General features: G+C 38.6%; 10 protein-coding genes and 1 pseudogene. 4 read left to right on the plus strand and 7 right to left on the minus strand.

From position 1 onward, the window contains the following. Position 1: 1 nt before the first annotated feature. Positions 2-370, minus strand: a pseudogene (locus J2S13_RS12435) (superoxide dismutase); the annotation flags it as partial. Between the two features lie 294 nt (positions 371-664). Between J2S13_RS12435 and J2S13_RS12440 the strand changes: the two are divergent. Further along, positions 665-1,558, plus strand: a complete 894-nt coding sequence (locus J2S13_RS12440) for a helix-turn-helix transcriptional regulator (RefSeq protein WP_307258096.1) — start codon at positions 665-667, stop codon at positions 1,556-1,558. Next, positions 1,555-1,752 carry a hypothetical protein gene (locus tag J2S13_RS12445; protein WP_307258097.1) on the plus strand — a complete coding sequence of 66 codons (198 nt, stop codon included), beginning with the start codon at positions 1,555-1,557 and terminating at the stop codon, positions 1,750-1,752. The genes J2S13_RS12440 and J2S13_RS12445 overlap by 4 nt, the downstream gene beginning before the upstream one ends. 77 nt (positions 1,753-1,829) lie before the next feature. Here J2S13_RS12445 and J2S13_RS12450 read toward each other — a convergent pair whose 3' ends face one another. From J2S13_RS12450 to J2S13_RS12475, 6 genes are all read right to left on the minus strand, one after another. After that, complete coding sequence (locus tag J2S13_RS12450) at positions 1,830-3,119, minus strand: FtsW/RodA/SpoVE family cell cycle protein (protein ID WP_307258098.1); 1,290 nt, start codon at positions 3,117-3,119, stop codon at positions 1,830-1,832. After that, positions 3,109-3,534 (minus strand): PadR family transcriptional regulator, encoded by a 426-nt coding sequence (locus J2S13_RS12455; protein ID WP_307258109.1) that lies wholly within the window; start codon positions 3,532-3,534, stop codon positions 3,109-3,111. Before J2S13_RS12455 ends, J2S13_RS12450 begins: the two co-directional genes overlap by 11 nt. A 2-nt stretch (positions 3,535-3,536) precedes the next feature. Next, on the minus strand, positions 3,537-4,073 hold the full coding sequence (locus tag J2S13_RS12460) for a sigma-70 family RNA polymerase sigma factor (RefSeq protein WP_307258101.1): 537 nt from the start codon (positions 4,071-4,073) through the stop codon (positions 3,537-3,539). 117 nt (positions 4,074-4,190) lie between these two features. Then, entirely contained in the window at positions 4,191-5,204 is a 1,014-nt protein-coding gene (locus J2S13_RS12465; protein WP_307258102.1) for a hypothetical protein, read from the minus strand. Positions 5,205-5,309: 105 nt separating this feature from the next. Further along, positions 5,310-5,822 (minus strand): spermidine N1-acetyltransferase, encoded by a 513-nt coding sequence (speG, locus tag J2S13_RS12470; protein ID WP_307258103.1) that lies wholly within the window; start codon positions 5,820-5,822, stop codon positions 5,310-5,312. A gap of 117 nt (positions 5,823-5,939) precedes the next feature. Next, on the minus strand, positions 5,940-6,539 hold the full coding sequence (locus J2S13_RS12475) for a short chain dehydrogenase (RefSeq protein WP_307258104.1): 600 nt from the start codon (positions 6,537-6,539) through the stop codon (positions 5,940-5,942). 176 nt (positions 6,540-6,715) lie between these two features. On the opposite strand from J2S13_RS12475, the gene J2S13_RS12480 reads away from it, so the two are divergent. Together J2S13_RS12480 and J2S13_RS12485 are read left to right on the plus strand one after the other, a co-directional pair. After that, a complete protein-coding gene (locus J2S13_RS12480; protein ID WP_307258105.1) occupies positions 6,716-7,192 on the plus strand; it encodes a hypothetical protein in 477 nt (158 codons plus the stop codon). Between the two features lie 167 nt (positions 7,193-7,359). Then, on the plus strand, positions 7,360-8,142 hold the full coding sequence (locus tag J2S13_RS12485) for a TIGR00266 family protein (protein WP_307258107.1): 783 nt from the start codon (positions 7,360-7,362) through the stop codon (positions 8,140-8,142). Positions 8,143-8,882: the final 740 nt, after the last annotated feature.

Raw genomic sequence — 8,882 nt, forward strand, 5'->3', positions numbered from 1 at the left:
ATTACTGCTTGGCCTTTAAATACAATTCATTCACATAGTCCCAATTCACAGTGTTCCACCAATTTGTGACGAATTCAGGACGTCGATTTTGATACTTTAAGTAATAGGCATGTTCCCAGACATCGATCACTAGAAGAGAAATTTCCCCCTCCATTAACGGTGTGTCTTGGTTTGGGGTGCTAATAACGGAAAGTTCATCTCATCCATAACCACTACTAAATCTTGATATTGTTGCTTTGGATAATTAACCTTTAAAATCATCAAATGATTCAAAGTAATAATTAATCGCTTTGGCAATATCTGCTATAGGTTCTCCTCCCCCATTCGGAGTCATGGGATCCCAAAAAAGACTATGACTATAATGTTCTCCTACGTCCTCTTGATCTTGGTCTATCACTTCCGTACGGATCCTTTTTAAATGTAAGATACTAGGAGAGTCTGCATGTTTTGTTCGTAAATTTTTGGGAGTATCTAGTACTTTAATTTCCCCTTAATCAAGGAAGGCGACATGATCACATAGATCCTCGGCCTCTTGTATATCATATGTCGTTAAGAAGATCATTGTCACAGCCTCGTTTAATCATTTTTCTATAAAAAGGTTCGCAAAAAAAATCAAATAACTTTTCATCATCCTTGCTATTCTGGTAATAAGGAGGTCTTTCGGATGACATACCACCCCGCATTACAAAAAACAATTGATTATATTGAAGAGCATCTTGATCGCCATCTTTCATTGGAGGAACTAGCTTCGATAGCAGGTTTTTCTAAATATCATTTTCATCGACTTTTTCAGAAGGAAATTGGCTTTACTGTAGCTGAGTTCATTCGCAATAGAAGAATGTGCTATGCTTGCAGCTTGCTACTCCATACAGACGAAAAAATATTAGATATCGCTCAATCTGTTCAATTTGAATCGCAAGAATCCTTTACTCGCTCTTTTAAAAAAGTGTATAAATTACCCCCTGGACAATTTCGCAAACTTTTCTCAAAGATTAATAATAAAAAGGAGGAAGTTCCAATGGGCAAACAAACATTGAAAGGTTGGTTTCTAAGTGGTAGTCATCCTTTTCATTATGAAATGGGAATAGACCAGCAAATTTTTCATGAAGGGAGGTCGTCTGGATTCTTAACATCGGTTACAGTACAATCTGCTGAGGAATTCGCTACCATGATGCAGCAATTTAAGGCTGATAAATATATTGGAAAAAGGATAAAATTGACGGGTTTTATTAAAACAAAAGAAGTCGAAGGATTTTGCGGCATGTGGATGCGGGTGGATAATACATTACATGATATTTTGCAATTCGATAATATGAGTGATCGTCCTATCACAGGGGATACGAATTGGAATCATTACTCCATCGTATTAGACATTCCCGAAACCAGTGCGGTCATTTCCTTTGGGGTTCTATTATCAGGAAAAGGAAAAGTATGGGTCGATCAACTCTCATTTCAAGAAGTAGATGAAAGCGTCCCTACAACTCATCAGGAGTTTTCTGGTGAGTTATTGGAGGAGCCTGTGAATTTGTCATTTGAGGATGTGGAGGATATTTTATGAAAAAGTGGATTGGGGTTCTATTAGGTTGCTCGGTCTTTGCTTTAATAATTCTATTCATCAATCAATTCCTTTTCTTTCTCCTTTTTCGGGAAACTCCCGAGTGGCTTACATTACGGTCATGGATCAGCTTTGTAATCGTTTTTCTTTTTAGCCTACTCACATTCATTGCCCGAAATCAAGAGAGAAATCATTAAAATGTCAAAAGCTGTCCCTTTAAAATTGTGAAAGACTACTTAACTAGCAGTACATAGCACATAGGGGACAGCTAAATTTAACGTTTCGTATACATAGTTGGAATAAAAAAATCCTTTCTCCTAAATACGCTTAATACGACGCCAATCACAAAAGAGTATAGCAAGGTGACAATGGTGCCGTAGCTTATGAAGGGGACAAACATCCCTGTTAATGGGGCCAAACCTGCAATCATGAACACATTAAATAAAAATGAGACGGTAAAGAGGATCACCCCACCTACCACTAACAGTTGGCCATATGGATCTTTAATTTGCTTTATGATATAAATCATACGGAATGAGAACCCCGCTAAAACCATCACGATGAGAACGAGAAATAGCCAGCCTAAACTATAGGTCAATGTCACCAAAACTAAATTTGTATGTGCTTCCGGAAGATGAAAACTTCCACTTTCTAGTGATTTTCCAAACCACTCTGCTTCCCCTAATAATTTTTTCAATTGCAAATACATATAACCGGAAGAATTAGGGTAGGCCTCTGGATGGAGAAAGGCGAGCCATCTCTCTTTTTGATAATCATTTGTTCCATACGAAATAGCTAAAAGAAAACCAATAACGGATAAACAAATGGTTAAACTAAGGGTAAAAACCGCTCTTTTATTCTTTCTTATTGACCAACCAAGCATAAACAATACCATGAAGGAATAGATCGTCGCATTTGTTAGGCTTGGTGCTCCAAGGAATAGCCACAATGGCAATACAAATACAAGAATCAATTGCCATATCCTCATAGATTTCATTAAAAAGCTTGCCCATGCAAAAAAGAAAAAGGGAAGCACAATCGTGGAGTCGAAGGAGAAGCTCAACAGATTTAAATAGTGTGTCCCATTGATTGTAATAGCAGAGAACCCGTAATTAAATACGATGAGCAAAATTACAATGCCCACCATATAAAAATACCATCCGTAGTCTTCCAGTTTTCGGTAATCAAATAACATACAAACAAACATCACGGTAATTCCCACTATAGTACTCACAATTTTTGAACCCATAGACATAGAAAAATCCCCATGATCTAGTACCATAAATGGAACAAACCCAAGTCCAATCGCCATTGCAAATAGCCCCAATAATGTCCAATCTACTTTTGGTTTATGTAGCTTATTCAGCTTTACGCCTAATTCACTCGGCTCCCCCATCTGCTCAACGGCTGCTATCTCTGCTTCTTCCCTGGATTTTCCTTGTTTCATATAGGATTGAATGGAATGTTCCATATGGTTTTCTAGCTCCATCCTTACATACTGCCTTGCTTCCCTAGAACGGATATTGCTTAATAAAGTTTGGAAAAAAGAGTGCTTATCCTTCATTCATCATCACCCCTTTTATCACTTCTTGAATATCCATTGAAAAGGATGACGGCTTCGTTTCGACCTTTGACAACAATTTCCTTCCTTTCGAACTTAAGAAGTAACTTTTTTCATTATTCTCGCCCCACTCCCCAACGATATATCCCTTATTCTCAAGCGAATGCAAAAAGGGATAGAGAAAACCTTCATTTTTTTCAAACTTTTTAACCCCTCGACTGCGTAAATGATTCAGAAGCTCATATCCTGTCTTTTTCTGAACAAGCAATTGAAGGATTGCTAACATTATATCCTCATCTCTTTCTTGCTCTTGCTGAATCGTTTTTATAATCCTTTGTCGAAGCTCATCAGTAAATTTCAACCCCGGGAATCGCTCCTGAACGCGAGACTTCTTAATATTTTTCAATCGGTCCTCCATCATTACTCCTCCCCCAATTGTTCTTTAAGCAATTCCTTCGCTCGTCGAATACGCGTTTTAATTGTATTTTGCTTCACTGATGTGATCTGTTCAATCTCCTTAAACGAGAGATCTTCATAATAATGAAAATAAATCAATTCTCGGTATTTCACTGGGAGTTGAAGGATTGCCTGCATGATGATTTGTTTTTCATCTTGCTTGACTACCTGTACAGCGACATCTTCTTCCCTTAATACAAACGTCATATCATCCGCATCCATCATCTCTATATTCCGATAATGCCAACTTTTTAAGTAATCTTTACAATGATTGATCGCAATCCTCCATAGCCATGTTTTTATATTGGACTTCTTTTCAAATGTATGTAGCGACCTATAACACTTCACAAAGATTTCTTGGGTTAAATCCTCGGCCACCATTTGATTTTTCACATAGGAGTAGACAAGTTCTAAAATGCCCTGGCCATACTCGGTCATGATTTGATCCAATAGCAAGTCACGATCGTCTGCTTCCACTGCTTCCGAAAAAATTTCTTCCACTTCCGTCCCTCCTTACCTCCTATTCATTAGACGAAGCTACACCATTTTAGGTTTTAAAAAAATGAAAAAGCATGATACTAGTGTAAATTCAGCTAGTATTCATGCTTATCATTGATATTATTTTTGAAAATGTATTCGTGCTTTAGCTGCTACTTCTTCTGGAACTTTATATGTAAGTGGTTCTTGATGAAGAGCTTGGAAGAAGTTAATATCACTCGTACTAAGTGCTCCAAGTGTAAACCGTGGAATCAGACGTGCACATACAGGTTGTTTCGATTCGAGATCTGTTGCTATATTTAACAGCATATTAAAGCTAGCAAAACCTTGCTCTGTTAAAGTTGCGAAAATGGCCTGTAACCCTTCCCCAAAGTCCTGCCAATCCTGTTCATCAAGGTCATGGATCGAGTATTTCCTTGGGAACATCGCAATGAAATCATTATGGCTTTTCGGAGCAAAGGCATGCATCCAAGCAACATTCCCTTTTTCCCCAATCCATCTTTCCCCTAGCGAGCTCTCTGCTTCGTATAAAGCGAGCAGATCATTTTCCTCACCATGAGCCTTCACCTTTTCCTGAAAATTAGCCTGATAGTTTGTCGGTGATTCCGAAACAATCACATGTAAATGCGGATGCAAAATACTTCCACCTGAATATGGCAAGTAGTTCCAGTTGATCGAGGCATATTTTGCTTTAGGATCCGATTGTACCACTTTTTGAATATACTTTTGAGCAACCATAAATCCATCCTTCACCATTGACGGAGCAAACTCCTCTAATCTAACATAATGTTGGCCTGAGAAAATGACCACCCCATTATGCTTACTATAAGGAAAAAGATTAGGAAATACAACCGCCTCTCCTTGAGTTATTCTACCTTGATCAGCAATTTCTTTCGGAAAGACTGGGGTCATTTTCAATAAGTTTTCCGGACAAAACGGACATTTTTTCCCCCCCGTCTGTTCGGCAGCCTCCGTGTAGTCTGGTGGTGTAATCGCCAACCCCGCATCATAGACGAGACGTGATGATTCCCCTGTTAACGGGTCAAAACGAATCTCTGTCTTGCGCTCGATTAAATTTCCTTGACTATCATAAAAAGTAAACCATTCTTCCTCTTTTTTGAATTGAACGACCATCTTTCCTCCCCCTTTACCATTTGAATATAACATGTTCCTCTATAATTGTCAGTATATTCAGATTAGTATACAAAGAGGCCCTCTATCGGAGAGCCTCTTTCTAATTCATTGTTGAAAATATTGATGTTGAAACATATACATTCTAATTGCATTATGGTAGTCGCCATCCACAAAAAATTCATCAATTAATTCGCCTTCTAACTGAAATCCAACCTTTTTATAAATATGTATAGCCTTTTCATTTGTCTTATCCACAATTAAATAAAGTTTATACATATTCAAAACGGAAAAGGCGTAATCCATGGCCAAATAGGTTGCCTTTGTTGCATAGCCGCGCCCTTGATACCTTGGATCAATGATAATTTGGAATTCGGCTCGTCGATGAATATAATCAATTTCAACTAATTCGACAAGTCCAACCATTTCGCCACTTTTCTCTACAATAAACCGACGTTCACCTTGATCATGAATATGCTTATCATATAAATCTTGCAATTCTACAAATGCCTCATATGGTTCCTCAAACCAGTAGGACATAATATTCGCATTAATATTGAGTTTGTGAACAAACTCTAAATCATCTCTTTCTAAAGGTCTTAACTTTAATTCGTCACTCATTTATTTTTCATCCTCCGAGTCAAAAAAGCACTATTTTATCACTTCTTTATGATAACATAGGGGATTTTTTTATTTTTAATATACACTCGGATAGGATTTCTCATACTCATTCCTTCATCAATAAACTTCAAAATTCTGCCCAGTTCGCGCCCCTTCCACACTTTTTCGATAAGCAAGTGCCACTCTGCTTGCTGGAACGGCATCAAACCCGCGGAAATAGTCTGCATACTTATGCATAGATTCCTGAAGAACATTAGGACTCACACTATTAATTCTAATTCCTCTTGGCATTTCAATAGCGGCAGATTTTACGAAAGCTTTCACTCCACCATTCGCCATGGCAGCTGATGCTCCTTGAAGAATCGGATCATCCATCATAATTCCAGTCGTAAGTGTAAAACTTCCGCCATCATTCACATAATTCAACCCTAGCAAAACAAGATTGATTTGACCTTTTAATTTACTTAAAATTGCCAATTCATTTTTCTCAGGAGTTAATTCGGCTAATGGAGCGAAACCCGCACTCCCAGAAGCGTTGACAACCGCATCAATTTTCCCGATTTGGTTATACATCTCCTTAATACTTTCGGGTGAAGAAATATCAACAGATACATCAGCCCCATTTCTTCCCGCTCGAATGATTTCATGGCAATCTTTCAACTCATTATCTACCGCACTTCCAATCGTCCCGCTTGCACCGATTAATAGGATTTTCATTCGATCTCCCACCTTTCACTAAGCATTATAACATCCTTGTTTTTCCAACAAAATGGAGTGGTGAATTGAATCCACTCCCATTTTTAAAAAAACACTTATTTTATTCAAGTGATTTGGTTAATATGCTAAAGGGATTTCCGTCTTTATGGAAACAAATCTACATAGGAGGGATTAAATTGAGAACATATCGCTCTACCATTGCTTTGTTGGCGACGATGTTATGGCTTGCAGCTGGTTGTAGTTCTAATAGCGCAGAACAGATGGAACCGAATTCTACCATGCCACAAACAGACCAGGATCAAGTACAGCAGGAAGTGGAAACAACCACAAATATCACCTCGGATCTTATGAGTGGACTTGAAAAAGTAGAAACTTCCTTAAAAAAATTGCAATCCACCGTTGAAAAGTCATCCAGTGATCCGATGTCATTAAATATGGCTGGCGAACAACTTGATGAAAGCTGGGATGTGATCGAAGACAAAATTGAAGACCATTATCCAGACGATTACAAAAATATTGAGGAAAGTCTTTATCCATTGATCAATGAAGCAAAAAAAGATCAGCCAGACACAACAAAGGTAAAGCAACTCATCGATGATACGATGAAAAAGATAACAGAGTTTAAGGAGAAAGTAGAAAAATCTGCTTCTTAAGCCGTGCTCTTTGATTTCCAGGAGTCAAGTTTCTTTTCACTTCATGTGAAGATGCTTGGCTCTTTTTTTGGAGCTAACAGTATTGCTGAATCCTCGTAAAAAAAATCTGAATCCTTTTCCAACCTACTAACGTAGAATCTATTAATCTAGAAAAAGGGGCTGATGTTTTGAATAATCATGAAATTGATTACAAAATATATGGGGACGACATGCAATTTGTAGAAGTAGAATTAGATCCTCAAGAAACAGTCATTGCGGAAGCAGGAAGCTTAATGATGATGGACGACCAAATTGCGATGGAAACAATCTTTGGTGATGGTTCCGCTTCACAGGGTGGAATTATGGGGAAATTGTTCAGCGCCGGTAAACGCGTGCTGACGGGTGAAAGTCTGTTTATGACTTCCTTTACAAATAATGGCTCTGGCAAGAAACATGTTTCCTTTGCCTCACCCTATCCAGGCAAAATTATTCCAATGGATTTAAGTGAATTAGGTGGTAAATTGATTTGTCAAAAAGATGCCTTTCTTGCCGCAGCAAAAGGGGTAGCAGTCGGAGTCGAGTTCCAAAGAAAAATTGGTGCAGGCTTTTTTGGTGGAGAGGGCTTTATCATGCAAAAACTCGAAGGTGATGGAATGGCCTTTGTTCATGCAGGAGGAACCATTCACAAAAAAGTCCTCGAACCTGGGGAAACTTTGCGTGTTGATACAGGATGTCTAGTTGCAATGACAAGTGGCATTGATTACAATATTGAATTTGTTCGCGGTATCAAAACGGCTCTTTTTGGCGGAGAAGGACTATTCTTTGCCACATTACGTGGACCTGGTACAGTCTGGATTCAATCATTACCATTTAGCCGTTTGGCAAGTCGTGTATTCGCTGCAGCGGGTGGATCGAAAGAGGAAGGTAGTGTGACAGGAGCATTCTTTGATTTCTTCGGTGGGGATCGATAATTTTCAAAAAACAGGTCTAAGCGCACGCTTAGACCTGTTTTTAGTATAGACGGACAAATCGTTGAGATGACTTTTCCGAGACTTTATATTTGCATTGGAGTAAAAATTAATCATTCCAGGACATATCTAGACTAAATTTGAATATTTCCCCACAAAGATTTGCGCCGGTTCTCTGGTGATATGTCCATTTCCTGAGGTTTCGGCATATTTCCTAGAAATCGCACATTTCCTGGGGGTTATGAACATTTCCCAAGGATATTTGCACTGGTCCTCCGTGGATTTGCGCTGATTCTCTGGTGATTTGCACATTTCCTGGGATTTATACACATTTCCCAGGTATATTTACATTGGTTCTCCATGGATTTGCGCTGATTCTCCGGAGATTTGCACATTTCCCGGGATTTATGAACATTTCCCAAGGATATTTGCATTGGTTCTCCGTGGATTTGCACTGATTCTCCGGAGATTTGCACATTTCCGGGATTTATGAACATTTCCCAAGTGTATTTGCACTGGTTCCCCGTGGATTTGCACTGATTCTCTGGTGATTTGCACATTTCCCGGGATTTATGCATATTTCCCAGGTATATTTGCACTGGTTCCCTGAGGATTTGCGCTGATTCTCCTGAGATTTGCACATTTCCCGATAAAGTCCATATAATTGTGTAAAAAGAAAAGGGTCAAATTCTCCCTTCATGGTTACAATGTTTAATGCAAAATAGAAAACATTGGAAATCAAG

It is taken from the genome of Oikeobacillus pervagus (assembly GCF_030813365.1).
GTDB lineage: Bacteria > Bacillota > Bacilli > Bacillales > DSM-23947 > Oikeobacillus > Oikeobacillus pervagus.